This window comes from Scandinavium sp. M-37 (genome assembly GCF_043558715.1).
GTDB classification, from domain to species: domain Bacteria; phylum Pseudomonadota; class Gammaproteobacteria; order Enterobacterales; family Enterobacteriaceae; genus Scandinavium; species Scandinavium vulneris_A.
Genome location: NZ_JBIGIN010000037.1, coordinates 1 through 26,587, shown reverse-complemented (window position 1 = coordinate 26,587; position 26,587 = coordinate 1). Strand labels below are relative to the sequence as shown.

Genomic DNA, 26,587 nt, shown 5'->3' with positions numbered 1-26,587 from the left:
ATTTGGAGAGTTATTTTTCGTTAAATTTTAGGATGAAATTAAATGAAGGTTAAAATAATGCCCCTCGTGTGGGCTATTACCCTGGTAATGATTCCGACGGCGCAGGCGTTGGTCAATGCCGAACCACAATTGAAAGGTGAGTCAACATCGGTCTTGGTTGCCCAGCAGGAGTCCAAACCTGTAGCGATAGCCGCAACCCCGTCAGCTGATGCGGTAACGTCGGGCAATAAACCCTCTACGTCCTATCTCACTCAGCCCCTACCGGGTGCAATGTCTTTAGCGCGTCCGGAGCAAGGGGCCAGCTCAACAATACCGGTTACATCGGCTAAGCCTGAGCATAAAGCTATAACGACAACAACCGTGAAGGTTCCTGTAGCCGATGCAGTAAAACCTGTCAGTCAGACTTCAACTTCATCCCTCGCTAAACCGGTTGCCAAAAAAGTCGTCATTGCTGCGGTACCTGTACCAGTGGCCATTAAGCCCTCATCTGCTACAACACCTGTTACCTATGCACCCGCCAGTGGCAAAAAATCGCAGAATCCATTTACGAATACTTCGCCCATTTATTCCGCTCCACCCCCTGCCTCTGTCACGCTGGTGCTAAATAGCGGGAATTTACTTAGCCAGGATATCAAGACGTGGGCAGAAAGGTCAGGATTTAAACTGCTGTGGAGAAGCAAGAGTGATTACCTTATATACAGCCCAATTGTTTTAACGGGCAAAGATAATGATGAAGTGTTAGCTGCGTTAGGCAAACTTTTTGCTTCTGAGAATTATGGCTTGATCATAAAAAACTATCAGAAGAATCATGTTTTACTTATTGATGATATGTAACGGATAATTTTCAGGGAGGGTGGTATGAAAATAAAAATAGTTGTCTGTCTATTACTTTTATTGCTGCAGGGGTGTACTCAGGAATTTGAGAAAGAGTATGGTCGCTCGCAGGTTAAGGAATCATTGCCTGGGGCTAAAAGTGCGGATCAGATGAAAGCGCAGCCCTATATTAAATATGATGAGGCCTATTTAGGTAAGCGGGTTGACTATAGCGCTAAGCGACAGAGTCTGCTGGCAAAGAATGTGACAATCAACTCTTATGAGCCCGCTGATATTAATACCGTCCTTGATGTTGTTCTTGCCCAAACTGGTGTTAGCCATCGGGTTAATAATAGGGTGCCCGGAGGGAAAAATGATGAAACGATAAGCCTGGGTAATCATAGCGTCAGTTTCAATGGTACATTTGATGAGTTTATGCGTTACATTTCCGCATTATATGATGTCAATACCGTTTTAGATGAGAATGATATTCTCACCGTCAGCGCCTATGGCGTTTACGCCATTAAACTTGATTATTATGGTGAGGATAGCAAATATGAGGCCAAGCTAGAACTCTCTAATGACGGAGTAGAGGGCGGTGGATTGACCGGAAAATCGGAAACCAAATTTGAGTCATCTTTTTGGGATGACGTGGAGGATATGGCGAAGAATTATGTCTCCAGTGGATTGTATAGCATTTTTAAAGATGCTTCGACAATTACTATGACTGGCAGGCCGTCTGAATATAACGCGTTAAATAATGTATTAAAAAGATATCAAGGTGATAACAATCGCCAGTTTGTTGTTTCATATAAGATATTCACCCTCGATAACAATAAAATGAAAGAATACGGGGCTGGGTTGAATATGAACTACACGGATGGGGGCAGCAGTGTCGTCATTGATAGCCAAGAATTGATGGGGATGTTAGGAGGCGGGGCCAGCGTGGCCTTAGGCACCGATCGTGCATTTAGTGTGGATGCAAAGCTCAATGCCCTCTATCAGCTTACCGGCAGTAAAGTTTTACAAAGCGGTTCGTTTGTAACGCGTAATAACACACCTATTCCTTTGAATATGACCAACTCCCAATACTATGTCTCAGGTCGTACCCGTACAGTAAATAACGATACCGGTGAAGAAGATATTGAAGTTGAAACTTCGGAAATTGTTACTGGTACTAGTTTTATTATTACGCCGAGAGTGATGACTGATGGACGGGTAGAGGTCACAAGTGGATTTACCAAAAGCCAGCTTAATTCGATTGATACTTTTGATACCGTCCAGCTGCCCAATGTGACAACGACAGAAATGTTTAACTCTGCTGCGATTGATGCCGGGAATTTATTGATGGTAGCGAGATATGAAGCACAAATCTCAACCGAAGATTCCCAGTATCAGGTTTTAGGGTATGGCGATAATAAAGCCGATGGCGAAATCACTATCGTCATGGTTGTGGGTATCGACTACTACCGTGCACCGTTGAATCGTTAGTGGATGAGGTAAGCTGATGCTCAATACGCTATCGAAGAAAAATATCCTGACGGAACTTATTTGGGAATCATCGTCCCATAATGAGCGAGATGCCGGGTATGCAAAATGGATGGCCGCTATCCGTCGTAGCCATCGAATGTATGTCTACATTGCCAATGATGATGCGAGCCAGGTAGATATACAAAAGCTGGTTGGCTATTCAGACAATACCTCGCCTGGATGTGAGCCTTTTGCAGTACATCTACGTAATTTATTAGGGGATGGTATCTATTATGTCAGGTTGGCAGAGAACCAGTATTATTTCTTGATTGTTTGTAATGGGGTAATTGTCAGCGGGACGGATTGTATCGTCAGTGAGGCGTTCTTTAATGAAATGCTTAACCAGCTGCCTGACTCACGGTTTTCTGCACTTAACATTAGTGAAGTGACTGCTGCGCAATTCGAAAGGATCATTGAATCCTGCGAAGCGAAACAGCTGATTTATAAAAGGAAGCAGCGCCTGTTCTGGGTCGGCGTGGGGGTTGGGGTGTTGGTTTTACTGATCGCTTCAGCTATTTTTCTGTATAGCATAATAGCAGGTTAATTTATGATTAAGGGCTTACAGCTTCGGAAAAATACAAAACCCATGTCAAGAACAAAGATAGTGGGTATTGTTATCCTTATTATATCGTTACTAACGACTGCCGGTTCTGGAGGGTGGTATTACTTTGTCCATAAGCCAGCGTTAGCCGTTGCCGAAATGAAACGTCAGCAAGATGAGCAGCTATCGCGAGATATCAAAGAAGTTGATGATTTTTATTTGACATCTTTGTCGGGAGGTAGCATCCAAAGCCTGATCTCATTATTGACTGAGATAGTTGCGAGTTATGAGTTATTGAATAAGTTTAGTTACACCAATGAAACATTTGTTTGTGACTCACGTACCTGCTCCTTTAATTATCAGCTTGGAAAGAATGGCACTTTTTCTGTAATACAAAAAAGATTTTGGGGAGAGAGTTACAGTTCTAATTTTTCAACTAAAGGGTTTGATTTTACCGGTATTAAATCTGGGCTGAATAATAATGATGTGCTTGTGCAATATAAGAAAAAAAACAATAACGAGTTGAAGTATCCATGCGGAGATGTACTAAGTTACATTTACTCCTGGAATACAATAATGGCGCGCGAATGGGAAATTAAAATAGATTCGCCACCGTCCTCAAAGGTGCTTGCAAAGGAGAAAGCACTTGCTTTAAAAGGTAGAGCTACATTATTTAAATTTAACTTCATAAAATGGTCAATGAAGTTTCCTAAATTAGATCCTAAGGATAATAGTAAATTACTCTATCTGGCAAGTCTCTTTGGGCGTCAGGCATATAGTGATGCTTTTATTGTCCAAAAAATTGATAGTGTGAAAGCAAAAAAAATATCGGGAGTCATTGTATGCAAAAGTGGAATTTAAGAGTAGCTATTATGTTATTGATGGCCGTTTTGTCTTCAGCAGGTATTGCTGATGACAGTACAGTCAGTGGCGAGCCGGAAATTGTACCTGCGCCCATTCAGGATCATATTTCAAAAATCGTTGAGGAAGATTTTTCCTATAATCAGACGCAGCGTCGTCTATCGCAGGAAGTTGAACTGGCGAAGTTGCGTCTTGAAATGGCAAAACTTAAAAGTGAGGCCGCAGAGTTAGTCACGTCACCCTTGTTGACGCCGTACCCCGCACCCGCTGCTACAGATGGTAAGGATAAAAAAATTCCTGCAGTGACGCAATTTAGTGGTGAGCCTAAAATTCTGATGCTTTCACAACTGGCAGGTATTACACGTGCCGCGATCTCAATTGGTGATAAAACGATCTTTGTTCGCCCCGGTGAAATATTTCTGGCAAATGGGAAGGAGTATACCGTTCAACAAGGGAGTGGCATCAAGAATGCCATTGTCAAGGAAGTGCTGCGGTGAGCGTCGATTTTGTTCGGTTAACGGAAGAGGCCATCCATAATGGCGAGTGGACTTTTTCCGAAATAGAAGAGCGCATGCTCATTGGACGACTGGGTGAGCAGGATTATCTCGTTTCACAACGTTCGTTGATTGATGAATTACATATTCTTCAGTATGAGCTTCGCAAGCTAAGCGATGTTTATCGACATAATGTGGTGGGGGTCGCTGGTGTTAATGAGGCTGTTTATTTTAAGGTTTTTGAGCTTGTCTCACTGCAAAAGCAACGGCGGGTTGCTCTGGACATTAGCGAAACGCAAAAAGAGTTGGAGTCGATTTTACTGGATGCAGTGAAAATGGGGGCAAGTGACCTGCATATCACGCGTAATGATATCGTTGCTCAGTTTGAAGTTCGGGTGAATGGGCTATTGATACCGATGATGCAAATGCCTTCCAGCAAGTGTGATGAGCTGGTGTTTGTACTGTATAACGTGCAGGCCACCACGCGGGACACCACCTGGAACCGGACCATTCCCCAAAGTGCAAACATCCTCTATACCTTAAATAAACGCAGTTTTCGTTTTCGCTACGCTCATTTCCCTGTTTTTGGCGAAACCGCGGATTGCTACCACGCAGTATTGCGTATCATCCCGGCCGGGATGGCGAAAGGTTCTGTTGCCAATCTGGATAAGCTGGGTATCTCTTCAGAAGAATTAGACGACCTGAAGAAAATTCTTAGTAACCCTTATGGCGCTTATATTATTGCTGGCACTACCGGTTCAGGAAAATCAACGACCCTGAAAAATCTGATGGAGTGGTTGCAGATTAATCGCTACGGGGACAGAGGTTGTTTTTTAACCGTTGAAGACCCGGTTGAATATCAAATCTACGGTGCTAAACAGAGTTCAGTCTTAAGCACCGATGGCGGTGGTTTCCACTCAGCGATCAAATCCGCGTTGCGTCGTGATCCTGATGTCCTGATGGTTGGGGAAATTCGCGATAACATATCCGCTAATGCTCTGGCAGGGGCCGTTGAAAGTGGTCACTACTGCTTTACCACCGTGCACGCCGGGAATATTGTCTCATTGCTTCAGCGTTTATCGGCGATGGGGATCACCAAAGACAAATTATCCACACCGGGTTTTGTTGCAGGGCTTCAGTGCCAGAAACTGGTGCCTGTTATCTGCGTGCACTGCCGTAAGCCTATCGAGATAAGCTTTGGTGGGCAGTCCGTGAATCTGTATGAACAAAATGAGTCGGGTTGCGATAGTTGTAAACGTACAGGAATTAGCGGTAGGCAACTGGTTATGGAATATATGCGCCCTACCTATGATGAAATGGAAGCCATCTCCAGAGAAGCCTGGCTGCAGGTTTATACGTTCTGGCGAAAAAAACGCATCACTGCACCGGGCATTAGTGAAGGGTTTGAAATCAAAGAAAAAGTCTTTGCTGAAGTCTTACGTGGACGCGTTTGTGCCACGTGGTTTTCCATGGAATTTGGCGATATAGAACAGGGCGATATGGAGGTGATCCTTGGCAAAATTCAGTAAAAAACAACGACTTTATTTATATAAATTCTGTGCCGATATGATTGCAACCGACCTGCCACTTTATGATTCATTAATTAAATTGCAGCATGAAGGCAAGAGTTTATTAGGGAGTGGTTTTGCCCAGAAAGTGGGACTTCTCACTAAAAACATGGAGGCCGGACTGACCGGGGCTTCCATTGCCATTATCTTCGAAGGATTGGTCCCACAAAGTGAGCTCAGCGTGATTAATGCCGCTGAGCAAAGTGGGAGCCTGGCAGATGGATTTATGACGCTTGTGAATGTTATAACTTACAATAGCGAGCTCAAAAGTAAAATACTGTCCTCGGTCACATTCCCTATTATAATGTTTATTATTTCTCTGGTTGTAATTTCAGGCTATGCGCTAAAAGTCTTCCCCGCGTTTGAAAGTGTGGTTCCTGTGAGTAAATGGCCAAAAGTAACACAGGTCTTGTATACTTTCGGACAAGCGCTGGCGGCTGGATTATGGATGTATATATTAGCGTGGGTTGTTTTTGCGGTGATAATTATAAAGTTATTGCTGACGAATCTTTGTGGTCCTTTAAGAAATAAAGTTGTTGATCGCATTCTCCCCTTCTCGACATATAAGCAAATCGCAGCGTCAATTTTTCTTAATAACCTGGCGTTAATGTTGAAAAATAACATTCCACTTAATGATGGTTTGGCTATTATCTTATTGAACTCAAATAAATGGTTAAGATCGCATATTAATGCTATGCGTGAGAACATGGCGACAGGAATGGGTTATGGGGATGCGCTTAATACTGGGTTGTTTGGTGCGGAAACATTGCTGAATATCAGTCTCTATGCCGGACTTCCTTCGTTTAATGAGGTGCTAAACTCAGTTTCCAACAAGTCGAGGGAAAATGTGAGGTCATATATCCTCAAGCTATCTGGTGTATTGAAGTCGCTGTCGACTTTAGTGCTCGGTGGGAGCGTTATTTGGGTTTTCGCCGCGCTATTTTCGCTTTCAGATACGCTTGGGAAAATGGGGTCGAGTGGATCGTTTTAAAAAGGAAACAGGATGAATAGGTTAAGCGCGAATAGATTTTTCTTTTTGCTAATCCTCAGTTCGTTGCCGTTCAGCACGCTTCATGCCAGTAGCCCGAAAGGAGGCGTATTTAACTTCGCCGAAATTGATAATAGCGGAGGTAGTACGGACCCGTTAGATATGCCATTGGCTTTACCCATTGCTAATTTTTTTGGCTATACCCGAGATGGCAATAAATACTCTTACACAGCAAAAAACTCTCTGCCTATTGCGATAAATATTATGTATATTGAGTCCTCATTGGGCCATATACCTGATTCACAGCTACCGCCGATCACAGATGATAATTTCGATTTTTCAGAGCATTATATGCATTACGACGCTGACGAAAGGTACAGTTGGGTGAGCGGCGGTAGAGAAGGCGACTGGAGTTTACCCATTATCAACGCAAAACCCCATGTTCCAGGGGATGCTGTCCCGGTTATCACTGCATGTTCTGGCTCGTATGAAACAGCCAAAGAATCGCTTTATAACTGCCGCCCCACATCAACGACTTCAACACAGAAACTTTCTGCCTATAATAACCTGTTAAACCTTGCAACCAGTCAGAATAAACCATTGTGGGTCGGGTCTATTGTTTTTCCGACTGCTTCTGACGGGCCTGAAGGCAATACCAGTAACACAGCTATCGGGGGGGAAGGCCAGGAATTAGTTGTTTACCTCCCGCATCGCCATATGTCGTTAATCCATCTCGAAGCTATTCTTCTGGGTGATGCAAAAGGGAGCGACCAACGTCTTGCTGCCTGGACGCTTAAAAGTGATGACGGTGAACATTTTATACCCTATATGTCGTCGTTTGATGATGTTGGTGGACCCGCATTTGTCTCGACGGGGAAAGATACGGCTAATAATTCCAAGACAGCCGGTGTATATATAATTCCCTATTACATGAACGACCGCATGCGTATTCTTGATATTGCGGCAATTCATACGCGGTTGGTTGGTGGCGTTGAATGGTCGGGAATGTGGAACGGGCGTAATGCGACGGGTTCTGGTCAGGGTATATGGGGGAGTAATGTATTTACCTGTTTCAATGGGCAAAAAGGTTCGGTGGATGATTACACCGATTTGGAGCATTTCCAGGAACCTTCCATAAAAGGGATTAGCCCTTCTAAAGGGGTAGATATATATGTTCCTGAAGGGCAGAAAGGTTTTACGATTGCGCAGTTTTTTAGCATTATGGGCTACCCGCCACCAACCGAAGATAATGCTTATATCTGTGACACGAAAGGCACGCAATTATTTTCTGCTCAAGTTGAGTATGGACTTGTTGGACCTGAAGTTAATGATTTTTCATATTTTATGGAACTCAAAAAGGACATTACGCTTAAACAGTAATCGTTCAAGTGATATGAACTGTTTCAGGACGTCGTCAAGGGACTGAATTATGTATACATTTTATTTGTGGTTTTACCCGGTAATGGCAGCAATATTGGGTTTATTTATCGGTAGTTTCCTTAACGTGCTGATCTATCGTCTGCCACTCATGCTATACGCACAAAGCAACGCTGATGCTGATGGCGTGAACCTATGGTGGCCACCTTCGCACTGCCCCGAGTGTGGAGTACCGGTGTGGCGTCGCGATAATATCCCGGTCTTAAGTTGGCTTTGGCTTAAAGGGAAGTGCCGTCACTGCCATTGCGCTATTTCTGCACGCTATCTTATCTCGGAGTTAGTGTGTGGCCTTGTTTTCACCTTACTGACAATCCTGGCGTGGCCGCAATACAACGAAATTCAGATCGCGAGCTTTTGCCTCTTTTTTTGCTTGCTTTATAGCCTGTCAGCGATCGACTTCCAGCACCTGTTGCTGCCAGATACCCTGGTCTTTTTACTGTTGTGGAGCGGCCTGGCTTGCTCGGTTACGGGAATAATTGATATCAAACCGAGATCGGCTATTTATGGCGTTATTGTGGCGTGGCTGTTGATTTACAGCGTGATGGCGTTGTATGCGAAAATACGTGGACGAGAAGGATTAGGCAACGGCGATGTCAAACTCATTGCGGCTATCTCCGCATGGCTGGGGGTTGAACAACTTCCGGCATTAATCATTCTCTCATCGGTCTTCGGTATTATTCTGTATCTGTTTTTCCTGCGATCCAATATGCGTCGTTCAATTGATGAGGATAATTCAGACTCGCCAACATCTTACATCCCCTTTGGCCCCGCGATTTCACTTTCAGCGATGGTGATATTTTATACGGGATTGTACTGAACCATGCGCCGTCTAATCTATGGAGCCTGTTTACTGTCACCGCTCACAGCATGGGCAAGTAATCAGGCGGGCTTTACCCTGGCGCTGGTGAGTATTGGCCAACTGTCAGTGGTCGCTACCGAGGCGATTTTTACCCGTACACTGTTGATGAGAGAAAAAGAAGAGACGCCTCAACTGACACAGACGGCCGGAGCGACTTATCCTCGTTTTCTCGCACCATTAGCTATCCCGCTGCGTGTGACTTCGTCCTTTAGTTTTCGATATCACCCTGTAACGCATCGCTTTGCTCAGCATGAGGGAACTGATTATGCTGCCCCGCGTTTGACACCAGTATTGGCGAGTGAAGTGGGAATAGTGGTGGAGGCGGACGCCCATCCGTTCGCGGGTAATTATGTGGTTCTACAGCATCCTGGCGGTTGGCGTAGCCGCTATCTACATCTGGATAAAATTATTGTCACTGTGGGGCAGAAGGTGGCGAGAGGCAATTTGATTGCGTTGTCGGGCAATACCGGCCGCAGCACCGGCCCGCATCTGCATTTTGAACTCTCCTGGCGGGGACATCTGGTCGATGGGGAAAAATACCTCTCATCTTCAGCCCATTATGCAAATATTCCCTCACAGCAAGCCATCCTTCCTGAGCCGAAACCCGCCCTGCCTAAAGTGATTATGATCGCGGAAATAGCGGGAAAGAAAAAAGTTATCATTAAGTATCAAGGTAAAACGGTATTTGCCAGCCCGAATCAGACCGTGTTCGGCACCTATAAAGTGGTCATGCAAAGCGGACGTTATCGGTTACAGAATATGACGCCTACGGGTTAATGTTTTCGTTCCCTGGATAACTCTGGTATAAGATTTGTCAGGACTAAAAGGTCAACTTTATGATCACGAGGAACAACATGCGTATCAACGTTTCAACAGGAATGGTTGCCGTTGCCCTGCTGCTGGCTGGCTGCAGTTCCAGCAATGATTTGACCGCAGGCGGGCAGAATGTTCGCTTTGTTGAAGATAAACCGGGCGCTGAATGCCAGCTGGTTGGCACCGCAACGGGCAAGCAGAGTAACTGGCTCTCTGGTCAGCACGGCGAAGAGGGCGGCTCTATGCGTGGTGCGGCCAATGCGCTGCGCAATCAGGCAGCAGAATTGGGCGGGAACGTTATTTACGGCGTAAGCAGCCCGACTCAAGGGATGCTCTCCAGCTTTGTTCCGACCGATAGCGAAATGATCGGCCAGGTTTATAAGTGCCCTAACTGATTTCTCAGTGGCTAATACGCCCTCATTGTTGAGGGCGTTTTGTTATTTTGCAGTCTTTTGCCATAGCGCATGAATTGCGCGTAAGCAGTGCTCGCGTGGCAGGTGATCCGCCCCGGATGCCAGCGTGCTCACTGAAACCTGACACGAAATTCCTTCCAGCTTTTTCAGCCGTGGGCTAAACGCCAGTAGCCGTTGGGCAATCGCTTTATTATCTTCACGATTCCGTGATTTCACCACCGTGCCGTATGCCTGCTGTTCACCCTGCTCATCCGTATAGTGATAAACCAGTACCAGCGTTTCGCTAAACAGTGCGAGCTTCCATGCTGGATGCTGATACGTATCATATTCCAGTTCGCCACCCGGCTTTATCTGCGCATCGTATAGCGGTAAAAAATCCAATAAAGAGGCCAGACGCAGCGATAGCGGATGCATTCCCGCATTATTGATAGCGTGGGTAATCGCATTAATGATTAAGGCGATTTGTGCATCCTCAATTATCAGCAACACGGTATTGCCGCCCTGAAGCGTCAACGTCAGCTGCAATTCATTTTTACGCTTATTAAGCGGTTCAATTTTCTCAACGCGTTGACGTACGTCCGCCTGCAGCAGTTCACTTTGGGTCAAGGCGGGAATATTCGTTTGCAGCGCTGCCGTGGCGGCGTCCTGCTGCTGTTTGAAGCGGGCTTTTTGTTTGCTGCTACCCAAATGCTGCAGGTGCAGGCGATATTCGAAACAGATCAACAAATCGCGGAGTGCTAACGCGGGAAGTAGCAGCAACTGCTGCTCGTTATGCTGGTTTATTTTTAGCGCCAGCGCCAAAAATTGTTCGCCGTGGCGAATGACGCCGGTATTCATGCCGGTGAGGATTGCGCTCATGATGTTCTCCCTGTTTTTGCGGGGGCTAAAATAGCACTCACAGGGCGCAGGGAAGAGTCGGTTTCCGGACTTGCCACCTGCGCGAAGGGCTTCGCGCAGGTGATGTTGAAAGGTCTTAGCTCTGACGCAGCTGCAAATCGAGTGGCGTTTTGCTCGGCTCGCCGCCAATCTCACGTGCCAGTTTCGGCACCATATATCCGGAGACCCGTGTCAGCAGGTCGCGCATAATCGCCCGAGCCTCATCATCGCTCACCATAAAGTGCGCCGCACCTTGCACCTTATCGAGCACGTGCAGGTAATACGGCATCACACCTGCATCAAACAACGCATTACTGAGGTCTGCCAACGTCTGCGCATTATCGTTCACCCCGCGCAGCAGGACGCTCTGGTTAAGCAGCGTTACGCCCGCCATTTTAAGCTTGCGCATCGCCAGCCGAAATTCATTATCAATTTCCTGAGCGTGATTAACGTGATTCACCAGCAGAATTTGCAGCGATGAATGAGCGAAACGTTCCGTCAGCCCATCGGTAATACGTGCCGGGATGACAATCGGTAAACGGCTGTGGATACGTAGGCGTTTGATATGCGGGATCGCTTCCAGGGCGTCCAGCAGCCAGGTCAGCTCATGATCTTTGGCCATCAGAGGATCGCCCCCAGAGAAGATTATCTCATCGAGTTCCGGATGGGCTGCGATGTAATCCAGCGCCACCTGCCAGTTACGCTTATTGCCCTGGTTATCGGCATACGGGAAATGACGACGGAAGCAGTAACGGCAGTTCACCGCACAGCCACCTTTGACCAACAGCAGCGCCCGGTTACGGTATTTGTGCAGCAGGCCGGGCACCACGCTGTGCTGTTCCTCCAGCGGGTCAGTACTGAAACCCGGGGCGGCAACGAACTCCTGCTGCGAGGTCAGAACCTGCAGCAGCAATGGATCGCGGGGGTTACCTTTTTCCATGCGCGCGGCAAACGCCCGCGGAACTCGCAGCGGGAATAAACGTCTTGCTTCACGTCCGGCGAGCAAATTTTCATCAGCGTCTACATTTAATAGACGCAACAGTTCATCAGGATCGGTGATTACATCGGCAAGTTGCGATAACCAATCTTCTCTGGATGGGGTGTTTAGGGTTACAATATGCGCCATTTTGTGGCTTAGCTACCAGTTAACAAATTTAGAGGGCCTTATGGCGACTTATTCTAGCAACGATTTCCGTGCCGGTCTTAAAATCATGATGGACGGAGAACCGTACTCCGTTGAATCCAGCGAATTCGTAAAACCAGGCAAAGGCCAGGCGTTCGCACGCGTTAAGCTGCGTCGTCTGCTGACCGGTACTCGCGTTGAGAAAACCTTCAAATCTACCGACTCCGCTGAAGGCGCAGACGTTGTAGATATGAACCTGACTTACCTGTACAACGACGGTGAGTTCTATCACTTTATGAACAACGAAACCTTCGAGCAGCTGGCTGCCGATGAGAAAGCGGTTGGCGAAAATGCTAAATGGCTGCTGGATCAGGCTGAGTGCATCGTGACGCTGTGGGATGGCCGTCCAATCGCCGTTACCCCACCGAACTTCGTTGAGCTGGAAATCGTTGAAACCGATCCAGGCCTGAAAGGTGATACCGCAGGTACTGGCGGTAAGCCAGCAACTCTGAGCACCGGCGCGGTGGTTAAGGTTCCTCTGTTTGTACAGATCGGCGAGACGATCAAAGTGGATACCCGCTCTGGCGAATACGTTTCTCGCGTGAAGTAATTCATGCTATAAAAAGTCGGCACAGCATTGTGGCTGTGTCGATTTTTCTTCAAGGCGCAGGGATGATGAACCGTTTACTCAAACTCTTCTTTATACTGCTGTTCACCGGTACGCTGCTTTCGGGCTGCAACACTTTCCGCGGCTTCGGTCAGGACGTCCAGCATCTGGGCAACTCAATCTCGCACGCTGCAAGCTAATCCCTTCCCATCATCCTAAAATTTTGCTGTTTTCGTCCACATTGGGCGATTTTGTCTATGCTTATCTTGCTACACAAATAATACTGACTGGCAAAAAAGGATGACATTATGATTAAGAAAACCATTGCTGCGTTCTTTTCTCTCCTGGTGCTCTCTTCTGTACTTTCGGGTTGTAACACCACGAAAGGGGTAGGGCAGGATATTTCTGACGGCGGCGACGCGATTTCAGGTGCAGCGACCAAAGCTCAGAACTAAAGATGTTCGGTACGGCTCTCCGGCCGTACCGTTATTCAACGCACTCGGCTGATACGGCTGTGGGAATAAAAGGCGAAAAGCGATTTTCGACCTTTAATTTCATACGGATATTGCGTTTATAGGTATACACCGTTTTGCCGTTAATCTGCATTTCACTGGCGATCGCGTGATTGCTGGCACCCTCCATCCACAACGACAGCACTTTCTCTTCCTGACGAGTGAGCAGTGGCAGAGCGTTACGTGCCGGATTAACGATTGGTCCGCTATGCAGAATCTCAATAATACGGCGAGAGAGCGTTTCCAGCGGCGCTTTTTTAGAAATAACGTCACCGACATTTTTAAATAAGAAGGGCTCGTTCTGGAGTCGAATCAGGCGCGTACGTTGTTCACAGACGGCCAGCAGCGCGGGCAAAAAATGAGATTGCTTCAGATCGTGCTGAAAATCAGTAAAGTCAGCGATCACTAAATGCGGCTGCCAGCTTTCGACATGAGCTTTCGCCAGTAATAAGCTGTTCAGTTGAGTGACCAAAAATGATAACGAATCACCATTGACCTGCTGCAACCTTTTTTCTAACCCAAGACGGGTGAAACTGCAGCGATCAATAATCAGAATTTTATACATGCTGGGTAAATGAGTGCTTCATAGTGTGCGGATGCAAAGGGATCATGAGGCCATCATAGAGACTATTACGCTCAAATAAAAAGGCGATCTCCGCATTGAAATGCGCTCATTTCACTTAATCATCGCGGAAAATGAACTTAACGCAAATTACTTGCATCCGTGGAATCAGCGGCTAAAATAAACACTCTTCTTAACCTTGCAGGACGACCTGCAAGCGTATCGATAAAACCGGGGACGACCCCAATCTGGAGTCAAAAATGTCCTGGTTAATTCTTGTTGTGGCAGGTCTTCTTGAAGTGGTTTGGGCCGTTGGCCTGAAATATACCCACGGTTTTACCCGATTGGTGCCGAGCGTGATTACCGCGACGGCGATGATCGTCAGTGTCGCTATGCTGTCATGGGCGATGAAAACCCTACCAGTGGGCACCGCCTACGCCATCTGGACCGGGATCGGCGCGGTTGGTGCGGCTGTCACGGGTATTCTGCTGCTCGGTGAATCTGCCAGTGCCGCTCGTATTTTCAGCCTGGTGCTGATCGTCTGCGGCATCATTGGCCTGAAGCTCAGCGCGCACTAATACGTCTGCTTCACCCACACTAACTTCTGTACGGGGAAACCCTGCCGGGTCGCGATATCCAGCATCTGCTGCTTCATTTCTGCGGAAATGGTGGGCATGCGAGCGAGGATCCACAAGTAATCGCGATCCGGCCCACAGACCAACGCATGTTTATACTCTTTATCCACCGCGATAACGTTATAGCTGCCATAGAACGGGCCGATGAAGGACACCTTCAAGGCGGCCCGGTCAGGTGAGCCGGTAAAATACGCCACGCCGTCAACTTTCTGCCACATCCCTCGGTCCGGGTTATAGCCTTTATTGAGCACGTTAATGCCCTTATCGCTGCGCAGGCTATAGGTGGCGGTGACTCTCTCCAGTCCCTTTTCGAAATTATGGTCCAGACGGGCGATTTCATACCACGTGCCGAGATAACGATTGGCGTCAAACGGGGAGACGACGGTCACGCCGGGAGGCGGAACGGGATGACTACAGGCAACAACCAAAAACGCAGCAGCAACAGTCGCAATGATGGGCAGCAGACGCATGGTAATGTCCTTGCATGTTTTTTTGTAAGTGTAGAACCGGGCGGGAAAAAAGTACGAGAAGGACAAAGAAATATGCCCGGCGTGTGCCGGGCATCTCAGCTTTAAATGAAAATGACACCAACCAGAGTGATGACGGTAAGAATTGCTGCTAAACCGTAGAACACCCATTTGCCATTCGGCACATGAATTTTCAGGTCATGCATGGCGTGATGGATACGGTGCAGACCGCACCACAGCGGCAGAACAATCATCAGGAACAGGAACGCGCGGCCAACAAAACTTTGGGCAAAGGCCAGCACACGTTCGTAGCTAAAGGCGTCATGCGGAGCCAGACCGAGCGGCAGCAGAATGCCGACCAGCAGCACCATCACCGGCGCGACAATAGCGCCCCACATACCGCCTGCCCCAAACAGCCCCCAGAATACGGGTTCGTCCGAACGTTTTGGATTTGGATTGATCATCTTGTTGGTCTCCTTACCAGAACAGTGCGACAAACAGGACCACCACGGTGACCACAATCGTCACCGCCCACAGCGCTTTAATCACTGGCTCGGGCCCCATTTTTTCGCCTTTTACGATAACGTTAGCGGCTTTTGGTGCCAGTTCGAACCAGGTTTTGGTGTGCAATAAGGCCGCCGCTAAGGTGATCAGATTGAGGATAACCACAATCGGGTTTTGCAGAAAACCGACGTAACCGGCCCAGGATTCAGCCCCGTGTTTCAGTGCAAACAGCCCGTAAATCAATACGATGCTGAACCACACCGTGGGAACTGCCGTGCCTTCGCGAATCATATAGAAGCGATAGAAGGGCAGTTTTTTCCACCACGTGGAGGTCATCGGCTGTACGTAGGGTTTGCGTTTTGTCGTCATGATGCACTCCTTAGCGTGGTTTCAGGGTTGCGATAAGAAAGTCTTTCGAACTTTCCACTTTGCCCTGCTGAATGGCGGCGGCCGGATCGACATGCTTCGGACAGACTTCCGAGCAGTAGCCAACAAAAGTGCAGCTCCAGACGCCATTTTTGCCGTTCAGTTGCGCCATACGCTCCTTTTTGCCGTGGTCGCGGCTGTCTTCGTTATAACGATGCGCCAGAGTAATCGCCGCCGGGCCAATAAATTCCTTATTGAGACCAAACTGTGGGCAGGCGGCATAACACAGGCCGCAGTTGATACAGCCGGAGAACTGATGGTATTTCGCCATCTGCGCAGGGGTTTGCACGTTCGGCCCCTGATCCGGCGTGCGTGGATTGCCGATAATGTACGGCTTAATCGCTTCCAGACTTTCGATAAAGTGGGTCATGTCGACCACTAAATCACGCTCAATCGGGAAGTTAGCCAGCGCTTCAACTTTGAGGCCGTTTTCGTATTCACGCAGGAAGGTCTTACAGGCCAGCTTCGGCACCTTGTTGACCATCATGCCGCAGGAACCACAAATCGCCATGCGGCAGGACCAGCGATAGCTCAGGTCAGGGGCGAGGTTATCTTTGATATAGCCGAGCGCGTCTAACAGTGACGTTTGTTCGTCATATGGCACGTCGTAAAACGCGCTATGCGGGGCCGTGTCCACTTCCGGGTTGTAGCGCACGATCTCGACTTTCAGGTTTTTCATCTCAGCCATTCGCCTTCTCCTTCTTATCGGCCGCTTCCGCTTCTCCACCGTACATGCGTTTTGCCGGTGGCAGAGTGGTGATTTTCACGTCGCTGTAGTCGAGGCGCGTGGTGCCAGCGGCATCGCGGAAGGCGAGAGTATGCTTGAGGAAGTTCACGTCATCACGTTCGGTACAGCCTTCATCCAGACGCTGATGCGCCCCGCGAGACTCTTTACGTGCGAGTGCGGAATGCGCCATACATTCGGCAACGTTCAGGCCGTGACCCAGCTCAATGGTGTACAGCAGGTCAGTGTTGAACACGCTTGAGGTATCGGTAATGCGCACACGTTTAAAGCGTTCCTGCAGCTCCGCCAGTTTATCGATGGTTTTCTGCATCAGCTCCGGCGTGCGGTAGATGCCGCAGCCTTCTTCCATCGACAGACCCATTTCATCGCGTATTTTCGCCCAGTTTTCGCTGCCTTCCTGATTAACCAGCGCCTTGAGGCGTTTTTCAACATCGACAACTTGCGCATCCAGTGCGGCGCTGTTGGCTTCGCCTGCGGTAGAGGCGCGCTCCATCGCCCGTTCACCGGCCATGCGACCAAACACCACCAGTTCTGCCAGCGAGTTCGAACCCAGACGGTTTGCGCCGTGCAGGCCGACAGAGGAACATTCACCCACCGCAAACAGGCCTTTGATTCGGCTTTCGCACTGCTGGTCGGTTTCAATCCCGCCCATGGTGTAGTGCGCGGTAGGGCGCACCGGAATCGGGTCTTTCACCGGGTCGACACCGACGTAGGCTTTTGCCAGTTCGCAAATGAACGGTAAACGCTCCAGTAGTTTTTTCTCACCGAGGTGGCGCAGGTCCAGATAGACCACGTCGCCGCGAGGCGTGGCAATAGTGTTGCCTTTACGCCATTCGTGCCAGAACGCCTGCGATACTTTGTCGCGCGGGCCCAGCTCCATGTATTTATTTTTCGGCTCGCCGAGCGGAGTTTCCGGGCCCATGCCGTAATCCTGCAAATAGCGATAGCCGTCTTTGTTGACCAGAATACCGCCTTCGCCACGGCAGCCTTCGGTCATCAGAATGCCGGACCCCGGCAGGCCAGTAGGGTGATACTGCACGAATTCCATATCGCGCAGCGGCACGCCGTGGCTTAGCGCCATGCCCATGCCGTCACCGGTGACGATGCCGCCGTTGGTGTTGTAGCGATAAACACGTCCGGCACCGCCGGTCGCCATCACCACCGCGTTGGCGCGAATTTGAATCAGTTCGCCTTCCATCATGTTCATCGCCACGAGGCCGCGAGCCTGACCGTCATCGACCAGAATATCCAGCACGAAATGCTCGTCGAAGCGTTGAATTTGTGGGAACTGAAGCGAGGTCTGGAAGAGGGTGTGCAGCATGTGGAAGCCGGTTTTGTCCGCGGCAAACCAGGTGCGCTCGATTTTCATCCCGCCGAAGCGGCGCACGTTGACAGAACCATCCTCACGGCGACTCCACGGACAACCCCATTGCTCAAGCTGGGCCATCTCGGTAGGGCAGTGGTGAACAAAGTAATCAACAACATCCTGCTCACAGAGCCAGTCACCCCCGGCGACGGTATCGTGAAAATGGTACTCAAAGCTGTCATGGTCCTGAGCGACCGCCGCAGACCCGCCTTCGGCGGCAACGGTGTGGCTACGCATAGGATAGACTTTTGAAATCAGTGCGATTTTAGCGTTGGGATTGGCTTGCGCTGCGGCGATGGCCGCTCGTAATCCCGCTCCGCCTGCGCCTATAACGGCTAGATCGGCATGAAAGGTTTGCACGACATTCCTCCAGAATTGTTGTTATTCCGCAACATGCTTAACCAAAGGTAGTTCACCTGTTCAGCAAAGCCATTGCGAAAGCGATTCCACTGCTCCTTTATGGGTAGTGCAGTATATCCGCAAGGATGTGAGGGAAATTTGACGCGTTCGATTTTTTTGCTGATCCGTGCGGTGAATTATCATTGAAATTGATTGAGTCGGTCACGAAATCGGGCGGGTCGCGGGAAAGCGATTTTTCATCGGCCAAAATTTGTCTCATGCAGCGCTTGCGAGTAGACTTCGGGCCTTTGTTTGAATTCGGAGAGTTTTCCCATGAGCGAAACGGCCACCTGGCAGCCGAGCGCCTCCATCCCCAATCTGTTAAAACGCGCGGCCATTATGGCGGAAATCCGCCGCTTCTTTACCGACCGCGGAGTGCTTGAGGTGGAAACGCCGTGCATGAGTCAGGCGACGGTAACGGATATTCATCTGGTCCCGTTTGAGACACGTTTCGTCGGCCCCGGCCATTCTCAGGGCATCAATCTCTACATGATGACCAGCCCGGAATATCACATGAAGCGCCTGCTGGCGGCAGGATGTGGCCCGGTTTTCCAGTTGTGCAGAAGCTTCCGTAACGAAGAGATGGGGCGTCATCACAACCCGGAATTCACCATGCTGGAGTGGTATCGCCCGCATTACGACATGTACCGCCTGATCAACGAAGTCGACGATCTGCTGCAACAGGTACTGGAATGTCAGCCGGCGGAAAGCCTCTCGTATCAGCAGGCGTTTCAGCGTCATCTGGAAATCGACCCGCTGTCGGCAGATAAAACGCAGCTGCGTGAAGTGGCGGCCAAACTCGATCTCAGCAATATTGCCGATACTGAAGAAGACCGCGATACCCTGCTGCAGCTGCTGTTCATGATGGGTGTAGAGCCGCATATCGGCAAAGACCGTCCAACCTTCATCTATCACTTCCCAGCCAGCCAGGCGTCACTGGCACAGATCAGCACCGAAGATCACCGGGTGGCGGAGCGTTTTGAGGTGTATTACAAAGGTATTGAGCTGGCGAATGGTTTCCATGAACTGACCGACGCGCGCGAACAGCAGCAGCGTTTCGAGCAGGACAACCGTAAGCGTGCCGCCCGTGGTCTGCCGCAACAGCCTATCGACGTCAATCTGCTGGACGCACTGAAAGCCGGGCTGCCGGATAGTTCCGGCGTTGCACTCGGCGTTGATCGTCTGGTGATGCTGGCGCTGGGCGCAGAAAACCTGGCGGATGTGATTGCCTTTACGGTGGACCGCGCCTGAATAAGCAGTGAGTGTTTGCCCCCTCTCCGACGGGGAGAGGGCATCAGGCCGCTAAGGTCTATAAACTTCCCGCCGGGCGACGTCCCGCAGATGACAGCGTTCTCCCCGTTTTCCGACCATCCAGTGTTTCCAGACGCATCTGGAACGGTGGGAACGGCATGTCGATCCCATGCTCGCGGAAGCCCGCCAGGATCAGCTGGTGGATCTCGTGACGCAGTGGCATACGGTGACCCATTTCGGCGGCATAGATACGCAGCTCGAAAATCTGGATGCCTTGTTGCAGGTCAACGAGGAAGACTTCCGGCGCAGGAGTGTCGATAACCAGCGAGCAGCGCTCGGCGGCGGTCATCAGGATCTGCGTCACTTCTTCGCTATTAGCATCCGACGGGGCCGGAACGGTCAACACCACACGGGTGACCGAGTCTGACAGCGACCAGTTGATAAACTGCTCGGTGATAAACGCCTTGTTGGGTACGATTATCTCTTTGCGATCCCAGTCGCTGATCGTTGTCGCACGGGTGTTGATCTTGGTCACGCTGCCGGTCAAATCGCGGATCGTCACGGTATCGCCAATACGGATCGGCTTTTCGAACAGGATGATCAAGCCGGAAATAAAGTTGGCAAAGATCTCCTGCAAACCAAACCCGAGTCCGACACCGAGCGCGGCAACCAGCCATTGTAATTTCGCCCACTCAATCCCAATCATCGAGAAGCCCACCAGGCCACCGACCAGCATCAGCAGATATTTGGTGATGGTGGTGATGGCATAACCGGTGCCCGGCGTCAGGCTAAGATGCTGCAACACCGCCAGTTCAAGCAGGGCAGGGAGATTACGCACCAGCTGCGTAGTGACGATGAACACCAGAATAGCAATCAGCACCGCACCGAGCGTAATCGGCTCCAGGCTTTCCACGCCTTGCACCGTTGAGGTCACATCCCATAGGGAAATGTTCTCGAGGAAGCCAAATGCCGAATGAATTTCTGACCACAGCACAATCACCGACACCAGGGCTATCAGCATCAGAATGGACCGCACCAGCCGTAGCGACTGTGCGCTGAGCGTGTCGAGATCCACTTCACTGATATCCACTTCCGGCGACCCTTCCAGGCTCATGCTGTGGTGCGGATCTTCTTCGCCGCGCGCGCGCTGAGCCAGCATTTCTGCCCGACGATGTTTGGCCCGATCGAAGGCGATACGACGACGCTGGATAAGCATCCAACGGCGGATCACATGATAAATCACCAGCAACAGGAACCAGATCGCAACCGAGGTTTCCAGGCGCGCCAGCAAGGCTTCTGCCGTTGCCAGATAACCGACCAATGCCGCCAGAATGGCGACCAGCGGGGCACCCATTAGCAGGTTCCACAGCATTCGGTTGATCATGTTGTCGCCGTTGCCCTCTTTGTCGAGGAACAGCGGAATGCCTGCGCGTTTAAGGCTAAGGGTCACGATCGCCAGCGCGCCGCAGATCAATACGAAACAGAGCCTGCCGAGAGACGACGAGAACTCCCTGTCATGCAGATTATCAAACATGAACAGCGCCATGATCAGCGGCACGATGAGGCCAATGCTCATCAGGTAGTAGCGCATCGCGCGCGCCACGCGGTTACGTGGCCAGCCGAAGTGGGCGACAAACAGACCGTTCGGGCGGGCAAAGGCGGCGCAAATCATTACCACCCACAGCAGCGGCACGGTGGCGGTTACGCCGTTGCCAATCGCCACTGCCAGCGGATAGGGCCACGCGGCCTGTAATCCGTAGCCCAGCGTCATCCACAGCACGGGTAATGGGGAGGCAACCAGAATCGACCAGAACACGGTCCGGAGCGTGAGCCAGAAGTGATCCTGCGTGACTTTCCCCACCCGGTTGCTGGAACGCTCCAGGAAGCGTGTGAAATGTTTCCGGGAACTGATGCTGAAGCCGACGAGGATCAGCGCGGCAAACAGCGGGATCAGCGTTTCTTTGCTGGTCAGCATCATTACCGACGCTTTACCCAACTGGCTGAACGTATCGAGTGAAATCAGACGACGCAGGTCCTGGACGATTTCCAACGGCCAGGCGAAGGTAATCGGGCTGACGTCGGAGGTCCAGAACAGGTAGCGGTGCGTGGCTTCGTTTATTTCTTTCAGCGCCTCTTCCAACTGACCGTTGGCCACTTTCAGCTTGGTGAGTTCGAGGATCAGCGTATCGCCACCCTGTAACAGCGAATTGAGCAATTCGCGTTGGGTGCGCAGCTGGGCTTCAAGAATGCGTGTTTCGTCGCTGGCCAACGGCTGACCATCAGCCTGTCGAATTTCTCGTAGCTGTGGCTGTTTGCTGAGTAAATCTTCATAGCGCAGACGATGCACGCGCAGCTGCGCCATTTCGGTGTCGAGCTGCTGCGGTTTTGGCATCTCTGGCAGACGCGCAACCTGGGCACGCAGGGCTTCGCCTAACAGATTGGATGAGCCCAGCCATTGAGACTGTTCCCGCAATGTGTTGAGTGCCTGGCGGACCTGTAAGGTCTGATTGGTGGCCTGACGCTGCTGCGACGCCACCAGATCCATCCGTTGTGCCTGTTGGTTCAGCGCCTGCGATAGCTCGCGGTTTACGGCGAATTGCTTCACCAGGCTCGGCGGCAGGTTGGCGCTGTTTTCGGCCAGTAACTCGGTGCTTTCCAACGCCTTTTCCGCTTCACGCTGACGCTGGCTATTGAGTTGATTCCGCAGCGCCTGCAAATACGCATCGAGCTGTTCGCTCTGCTTCTGTGCCAGTTCTGAGCGCATACGCGCCAGTTCCTGACGATTGTTGGCAGACAGCTGTGCCAGCTCCAGTTCATCGACCTGGGCTTTCAGCTTGGCGGATTCCGCCTGCAGGCTGAGATTTTGCGCCTGTGCGGTTTTGCCCGTTGCGGTGCCGACCCGGCGTTCGACGTCGTTCAGCTGACGGCGCGCATCGGTTTGCTGTTGGGGCAGTTGACTCAGTGAATCGGCAATTTCCCGGGCGCGCTCTTGCTCCTGCTGGGCCTGACGGCTCTTCTCCAGTAGCTGGCTGCTAACCTGCAGGATCTCCTGATTCAAGGCATCGCTGGTGAGGTTTTCCGGCGCCTGACGTGGCTCATCGCGCAGATTGGTCAACTGGGAGCGCAGCGTCTGGGAAAGTTTGGGGAAGTTGTCGATGACTTGCTGATATTGCTGCGCGCGCTCAAGCGAACCTTTACGTTCCTCGAGCGCGTTCAGCGCAGACTGGAGTGCCTCAACGGCTTCAGGTTGGGCGGGCTTTGCCGCTTTTGCCTGTTCCAGTTCCTGTGATATTTGATTGGCGTCGGGGGCGCTGGCTGCGTACGCCCCCATGCTGAGGCACCAGGCCATCAGTAAAGTGATAATCAGGCGCACGTCAGCGGTCCTTCTAAAGTTAAACCTGGTCTTTGTTGGCGTCGGTCTGCGGGGCAACATCTTCAACGATAGCCACCTCATCTTCCACGATGACAACCGGCTCTGCTTCTGGTGCGGCGAACGTCTCAGTCGATACCGCCAGCGGCATACCGATTTTGGTTGCCGACAGGCTGGCGAGCTGTTCTACCAGCTGAACTTTACCTGGTGCAAACAGGTTGATCACGGTGGAACCCAGTTTGAAGCGACCCATTTCCTGACCTTTCAGCAGGGCAACAGAGCCTTCGCTTTCGCCTGTAGGCCAGGTCCAGCGTTTGATCACCCCTTCACGTGGTGGCGTAATGGTGCCAGCCCAGACGGTTTCAATGCTGCCGACGATCGTTGCGCCGACCAGAATCTGTGCCATTGGGCCAAATTCAGTATCAAACAGACAGATAACGCGTTCGTTACGGGCAAACAGGTTCGGCACGTTTTGCGCCGTCAGATGGTTGACGGAGAACAGATCGCCCGGCACATAAATCATTTCACGCAGGATACCGTTACACGGCATGTGTACACGATGATAGTCGCGTGGCGACAGATAGGTCGTCGCGAAAGAACCATTCCGGAACAGGTCTGCCATCAGGTAGTTGCCTGCCAGCAGCGCTTCCAGGCTGTAATTATGGCCTTTCGCTTGCAGGATTTTGTCGTCTTCAATTTTACCCAGCTGGCTAATAACGCCGTCTGCTGGCATCACCAGTACGCACGGATCGGTATCAATCGGGCGCACTTCATCGCGTAGCGGACGTACAAAGAAATCGTTAAAGGTGCGATAGCTGGCGGTGTCAGGCTTCTGTGCCTCTTTCATGTCCACCTTGTAGAATTTCACGAACATATCGATGACCAGTTTCGTCAACCAACCTGCTCGTTTGCTTGCGCCCCAGCCTGCGAGGCGGGTGAGCCACAGTTTAGGCAAAAGATATTGAAGCGAAAGTTTAAATGAATTTAGCAAGGTAGCCTCCAGGCCAATGGTTGTAACAGGCCCCGGGTTTCTGAGCCTTTTAAAAAAGGGGCTGATTCTATCGGCGATCAGCTTAAATGTCAGTCGTCGGTTTCAGAAAAGCTTTTACGCGATTTTACCTGCGACATACTTTCCAGAATGCGGTGATAATTTTCAAAACGCGTTTGCGCTATCTCACCTTTGGCGACCGCTTCACGAATGGCGCAGCCAGGATCGTTATCATGTTTGCAGTCGCGGTATTTGCAGTCGCCTAAGTAATTCTGGAATTCGACAAAACCGTTGAAGATTTGTTCCGGCTCAAGGTGCCAGAGACCAAACTCACGCACCCCTGGGGAGTCGATAACATCGCCGCCGTGCGGGAAATGGTATAAACGGGAAGCGGTGGTGGTGTGTTGGCCAAGCCCCGAGTTGTCAGAAACATCGTTGGTCAGAATTTCTTTTTGCAGGCCCAGCAGGTTGTTCAGCAGGCTGGATTTACCCACGCCAGACTGGCCCGCAAAGATGCTAATACGCCCGGTCAGCGCTTCTTCAAGCGGCTTCAGGCCATCTTTCTTGTGGCTGGACACCATCAGCACGGGATAGCCAATCTTGCGATAGATGTCCATCTGCGCATCAACAAACGCTCTGCCTTTGTCATCAAGAAGATCGATTTTATTCAGCACAAGCAGCGGCTCAACGTCGAGCGTCTCGCAGGCGACAAGATAGCGGTCGATAATATTAAGGGATAGCTCTGGCAAGATTGCAGACACGACGACGATCTGGTCGATATTCGCGGCAATCGGTTTTACGCCGTCGTAAAAGTCCGGACGTGTCAGGACCGACGTGCGTTCATGTACCGCTTCTACGATGCCTTTGACGTTCACGCCTTCTGCGGCGGTTTTACCCGGACGCCAGACCACGCGGTCGCCAGTCACCAGAGAACGAATGGTGCGGCGGATATTGCAGCGGTGAACGCTGCCTTCGGTGTCTTCGACGTCGGCATGCATACCGAAACGGCTTATCACAATGCCTTCAGCTTTTTCGCCAAACAGGTTGTCATCGAAATCGGGCTTCTCCGAAGTCGTTTTAAGACGGCGCTCGTGGTTGGCGTTAACCCGACGCTGCTGACCTTTGGAGAGTTTATTTTTACTCAATCGTGCTGACTCCTGGTCGCCCCTGAGGGGCAAAACCTCTATGATACACGCTATTTTAGATGAATATAGTCACTGTCGTTGTGACGCGAGAAGGGTGGAAAATAGCATGAGTGCAAATGAAAACAACCTCATTTGGATCGATCTTGAGATGACGGGCCTCGATCCCGAGCGCGATCGCATTATTGAAATCGCAACGCTAGTGACCGATGCGAACCTTAACATTTTGGCAGAAGGCCCAACCATCGCGGTGCATCAGTCCGATGCGCAGTTAGCGCTGATGGATGACTGGAACGTGCGCACCCATACCGGCAGCGGTCTGGTTGAGCGGGTACAAGCCAGCACCCAGGACGATCGTGCTGCAGAACTGGCCACTATTGAATTCCTCAAGCAGTGGGTACCGGAAGGGAAATCGCCTATTTGCGGCAACAGCATTGGCCAGGACCGTCGCTTCTTGTTCAAGTATATGCCTGAGCTGGAAGCCTACTTCCATTACCGCTACCTGGATGTCAGCACCCTGAAAGAGCTGGCGCGTCGTTGGAAACCGGAAATTCTCGACGGCTTCAAGAAACAGGGCACCCATCAGGCGATGGACGATATTCGTGAGTCAGTGGCTGAGCTGGCGTATTACCGCGAACACTTTATCAATCTGTAAGCGTTTTGCCCGGCGGCACAGGCCTGCCGGGCGCATGAGTGGGGCATTTGGTCTAAAAATCGGCTATATGATGAATATTCCATCACTTGAACTGAATTTCAAAAAAATCGCTTACAAGGGGGTTGCAGCTAAAAGGATTTCTCGTATAATGCGCCTCCCGTAACGACAGGATTTTCCGTGTTACGGCAGCACCAAATTTAATCGCAGGATTTCAGGTTGCAACAAGGCGGCGACTGAGCGAGTCCTTAGGAGCTTACTTAAGTAAGTGACTGAGGTGAGTGAAGAAAGCCAACGCAGTCGCAGCGTGAAAGACAATGATTATGCGGGAATAGCTCAGTTGGTAGAGCACGACCTTGCCAAGGTCGGGGTCGCGAGTTCGAGTCTCGTTTCCCGCTCCAAAATTTGAAAGGTATCGCAAGATACATGCACCACCCAATCGCAGGATTTCAGGTTGCGACAAGGCGGCAAGTGAACGCATCCTTATGAGCTTACTTATGTAAGTGACTAAGGTGAGTGAAAGCAGCCAACGCAGTAGCAGCATGAAAGACGAAGATTATGCGGGAATAGCTCAGTTGGTAGAGCACGACCTTGCCAAGGTCGGGGTCGCGAGTTCGAGTCTCGTTTCCCGCTCCAAAATTTGAA

General features: G+C 50.5%; 28 protein-coding genes and 2 tRNA genes. 19 read left to right on the top strand and 11 right to left on the bottom strand.

The features are described 5' to 3' along the window. Positions 1-42 precede the first annotated feature (42 nt). Genes ACG0Z5_RS20305 through ACG0Z5_RS20255 form a run of 11 tightly spaced genes read left to right on the top strand, consistent with a single transcriptional unit; the run spans position 43 to position 10,299 of the window. Positions 43-834, top strand: a complete 792-nt coding sequence (locus ACG0Z5_RS20305) for a TcpQ domain-containing protein (RefSeq protein WP_394450623.1) — start codon at positions 43-45, stop codon at positions 832-834. Between the two features lie 24 nt (positions 835-858). Beyond that, positions 859-2,304: a type II and III secretion system protein gene (locus ACG0Z5_RS20300; protein WP_394450620.1), complete on the top strand. Its 1,446-nt coding sequence runs from the start codon at positions 859-861 to the stop codon at positions 2,302-2,304. 16 nt (positions 2,305-2,320) lie between these two features. Beyond that, positions 2,321-2,887, top strand: a complete 567-nt coding sequence (locus ACG0Z5_RS20295) for a pilus assembly protein (RefSeq protein WP_394450618.1) — start codon at positions 2,321-2,323, stop codon at positions 2,885-2,887. A gap of 3 nt (positions 2,888-2,890) precedes the next feature. Continuing rightward, positions 2,891-3,745 carry a hypothetical protein gene (locus tag ACG0Z5_RS20290; protein WP_394450616.1) on the top strand — a complete coding sequence of 285 codons (855 nt, stop codon included), beginning with the start codon at positions 2,891-2,893 and terminating at the stop codon, positions 3,743-3,745. After that, entirely contained in the window at positions 3,727-4,242 is a 516-nt protein-coding gene (locus ACG0Z5_RS20285) for a hypothetical protein (RefSeq protein WP_394450614.1), read from the top strand. The genes ACG0Z5_RS20290 and ACG0Z5_RS20285 overlap by 19 nt, the downstream gene beginning before the upstream one ends. Continuing rightward, positions 4,239-5,768, top strand: a complete 1,530-nt coding sequence (locus ACG0Z5_RS20280) for an ATPase, T2SS/T4P/T4SS family (protein WP_394450612.1) — start codon at positions 4,239-4,241, stop codon at positions 5,766-5,768. The genes ACG0Z5_RS20285 and ACG0Z5_RS20280 overlap by 4 nt, the downstream gene beginning before the upstream one ends. Next, a complete protein-coding gene (locus ACG0Z5_RS20275) occupies positions 5,752-6,798 on the top strand; it encodes a type II secretion system F family protein (RefSeq protein ID WP_394450610.1) in 1,047 nt (348 codons plus the stop codon). The genes ACG0Z5_RS20280 and ACG0Z5_RS20275 overlap by 17 nt, the downstream gene beginning before the upstream one ends. Positions 6,799-6,810: 12 nt before the next feature. Then, positions 6,811-8,175: a hypothetical protein gene (locus ACG0Z5_RS20270; RefSeq protein WP_394450608.1), complete on the top strand. Its 1,365-nt coding sequence runs from the start codon at positions 6,811-6,813 to the stop codon at positions 8,173-8,175. Between the two features lie 49 nt (positions 8,176-8,224). Continuing rightward, entirely contained in the window at positions 8,225-9,049 is an 825-nt protein-coding gene (locus ACG0Z5_RS20265) for a prepilin peptidase (protein WP_394450606.1), read from the top strand. 3 nt (positions 9,050-9,052) lie between these two features. Continuing rightward, positions 9,053-9,868 carry a M23 family metallopeptidase gene (locus tag ACG0Z5_RS20260; protein WP_394450604.1) on the top strand — a complete coding sequence of 272 codons (816 nt, stop codon included), beginning with the start codon at positions 9,053-9,055 and terminating at the stop codon, positions 9,866-9,868. A gap of 59 nt (positions 9,869-9,927) precedes the next feature. Continuing rightward, entirely contained in the window at positions 9,928-10,299 is a 372-nt protein-coding gene (locus ACG0Z5_RS20255) for a DUF4156 domain-containing protein (RefSeq protein WP_374941308.1), read from the top strand. A gap of 42 nt (positions 10,300-10,341) precedes the next feature. On the opposite strand, the gene yjeJ is transcribed toward ACG0Z5_RS20255, so the two are convergent. Then, complete coding sequence (gene yjeJ, locus ACG0Z5_RS20250; protein ID WP_394450601.1) at positions 10,342-11,175, bottom strand: YjeJ family protein; 834 nt, start codon at positions 11,173-11,175, stop codon at positions 10,342-10,344. Positions 11,176-11,290: 115 nt separating this feature from the next. Continuing rightward, positions 11,291-12,319: an EF-P beta-lysylation protein EpmB gene (gene epmB, locus ACG0Z5_RS20245; RefSeq protein WP_394450599.1), complete on the bottom strand. Its 1,029-nt coding sequence runs from the start codon at positions 12,317-12,319 to the stop codon at positions 11,291-11,293. Between the two features lie 40 nt (positions 12,320-12,359). Here epmB and efp point away from each other — a divergent pair, with 40 nt between their 5' ends. The 3 genes from efp to ecnB all read left to right on the top strand — a co-directional run bounded on the left by efp (position 12,360) and on the right by ecnB (position 13,378). Further along, positions 12,360-12,926, top strand: coding sequence for an elongation factor P (gene efp / locus ACG0Z5_RS20240; RefSeq protein WP_319629202.1), 567 nt, complete (start codon positions 12,360-12,362; stop codon positions 12,924-12,926). 65 nt (positions 12,927-12,991) lie between these two features. Beyond that, positions 12,992-13,123, top strand: coding sequence for an entericidin A/B family lipoprotein (locus tag ACG0Z5_RS20235; protein WP_373422901.1), 132 nt, complete (start codon positions 12,992-12,994; stop codon positions 13,121-13,123). Between the two features lie 108 nt (positions 13,124-13,231). Continuing rightward, on the top strand, positions 13,232-13,378 hold the full coding sequence (gene ecnB, locus ACG0Z5_RS20230; protein WP_319785788.1) for a lipoprotein toxin entericidin B: 147 nt from the start codon (positions 13,232-13,234) through the stop codon (positions 13,376-13,378). 31 nt (positions 13,379-13,409) lie between these two features. On the opposite strand, the gene ACG0Z5_RS20225 is transcribed toward ecnB, so the two are convergent. Next, the gene (locus tag ACG0Z5_RS20225) at positions 13,410-14,000 is read right to left on the bottom strand and encodes a LuxR C-terminal-related transcriptional regulator (protein ID WP_394450596.1); all 591 of its coding nucleotides are present in this window, start codon (positions 13,998-14,000) and stop codon (positions 13,410-13,412) included. 257 nt (positions 14,001-14,257) lie between these two features. On the opposite strand from ACG0Z5_RS20225, the gene sugE reads away from it, so the two are divergent. Next, positions 14,258-14,575, top strand: a complete 318-nt coding sequence (gene sugE / locus ACG0Z5_RS20220; RefSeq protein WP_319629206.1) for a quaternary ammonium compound efflux SMR transporter SugE — start codon at positions 14,258-14,260, stop codon at positions 14,573-14,575. On the opposite strand, the gene blc is transcribed toward sugE, so the two are convergent. The 5 genes from blc to frdA all read right to left on the bottom strand — a co-directional run bounded on the left by blc (position 14,572) and on the right by frdA (position 18,500). After that, the gene (gene blc, locus ACG0Z5_RS20215) at positions 14,572-15,102 is read right to left on the bottom strand and encodes an outer membrane lipoprotein Blc (protein ID WP_394450594.1); all 531 of its coding nucleotides are present in this window, start codon (positions 15,100-15,102) and stop codon (positions 14,572-14,574) included. The two genes, sugE and blc, sit on opposite strands and share 4 nt — an antisense overlap. Before the next feature lie 101 nt (positions 15,103-15,203). After that, positions 15,204-15,563, bottom strand: coding sequence for a fumarate reductase subunit FrdD (frdD, locus tag ACG0Z5_RS20210; RefSeq protein WP_319785790.1), 360 nt, complete (start codon positions 15,561-15,563; stop codon positions 15,204-15,206). 13 nt (positions 15,564-15,576) lie between these two features. Then, positions 15,577-15,972: a fumarate reductase subunit FrdC gene (gene frdC, locus ACG0Z5_RS20205; protein WP_394450591.1), complete on the bottom strand. Its 396-nt coding sequence runs from the start codon at positions 15,970-15,972 to the stop codon at positions 15,577-15,579. A gap of 10 nt (positions 15,973-15,982) precedes the next feature. After that, a complete protein-coding gene (locus ACG0Z5_RS20200; RefSeq protein WP_394450589.1) occupies positions 15,983-16,717 on the bottom strand; it encodes a succinate dehydrogenase/fumarate reductase iron-sulfur subunit in 735 nt (244 codons plus the stop codon). Further along, on the bottom strand, positions 16,710-18,500 hold the full coding sequence (gene frdA, locus ACG0Z5_RS20195) for a fumarate reductase (quinol) flavoprotein subunit (RefSeq protein WP_394450587.1): 1,791 nt from the start codon (positions 18,498-18,500) through the stop codon (positions 16,710-16,712). The genes ACG0Z5_RS20200 and frdA overlap by 8 nt, the downstream gene beginning before the upstream one ends. A 312-nt stretch (positions 18,501-18,812) precedes the next feature. Here frdA and epmA point away from each other — a divergent pair, with 312 nt between their 5' ends. Continuing rightward, positions 18,813-19,790, top strand: a complete 978-nt coding sequence (gene epmA, locus ACG0Z5_RS20190) for an elongation factor P--(R)-beta-lysine ligase (RefSeq protein WP_319785792.1) — start codon at positions 18,813-18,815, stop codon at positions 19,788-19,790. A gap of 58 nt (positions 19,791-19,848) precedes the next feature. Here the strand turns inward: epmA and mscM are convergent, their stop codons facing one another. The 3 genes from mscM to rsgA all read right to left on the bottom strand — a co-directional run bounded on the left by mscM (position 19,849) and on the right by rsgA (position 25,293). Continuing rightward, the gene (gene mscM, locus ACG0Z5_RS20185) at positions 19,849-23,163 is read right to left on the bottom strand and encodes a miniconductance mechanosensitive channel MscM (RefSeq protein WP_394450585.1); all 3,315 of its coding nucleotides are present in this window, start codon (positions 23,161-23,163) and stop codon (positions 19,849-19,851) included. Positions 23,164-23,182: 19 nt separating this feature from the next. Continuing rightward, complete coding sequence (gene asd, locus ACG0Z5_RS20180; protein ID WP_394450583.1) at positions 23,183-24,151, bottom strand: archaetidylserine decarboxylase; 969 nt, start codon at positions 24,149-24,151, stop codon at positions 23,183-23,185. A gap of 89 nt (positions 24,152-24,240) precedes the next feature. Further along, positions 24,241-25,293, bottom strand: a complete 1,053-nt coding sequence (gene rsgA, locus ACG0Z5_RS20175) for a small ribosomal subunit biogenesis GTPase RsgA (protein WP_394450581.1) — start codon at positions 25,291-25,293, stop codon at positions 24,241-24,243. Positions 25,294-25,399: 106 nt separating this feature from the next. Between rsgA and orn the strand changes: the two genes are divergently transcribed. The 3 genes from orn to ACG0Z5_RS20160 all read left to right on the top strand — a co-directional run bounded on the left by orn (position 25,400) and on the right by ACG0Z5_RS20160 (position 26,578). Continuing rightward, the gene (gene orn / locus ACG0Z5_RS20170) at positions 25,400-25,945 is read left to right on the top strand and encodes an oligoribonuclease (protein ID WP_394450579.1); all 546 of its coding nucleotides are present in this window, start codon (positions 25,400-25,402) and stop codon (positions 25,943-25,945) included. Between the two features lie 322 nt (positions 25,946-26,267). Further along, a tRNA-Gly gene (locus tag ACG0Z5_RS20165) sits at positions 26,268-26,343 on the top strand. Between the two features lie 159 nt (positions 26,344-26,502). Next, positions 26,503-26,578: transfer RNA gene (locus ACG0Z5_RS20160), tRNA-Gly, on the top strand. The last annotated feature ends 9 nt before the right edge of the window (positions 26,579-26,587 follow it).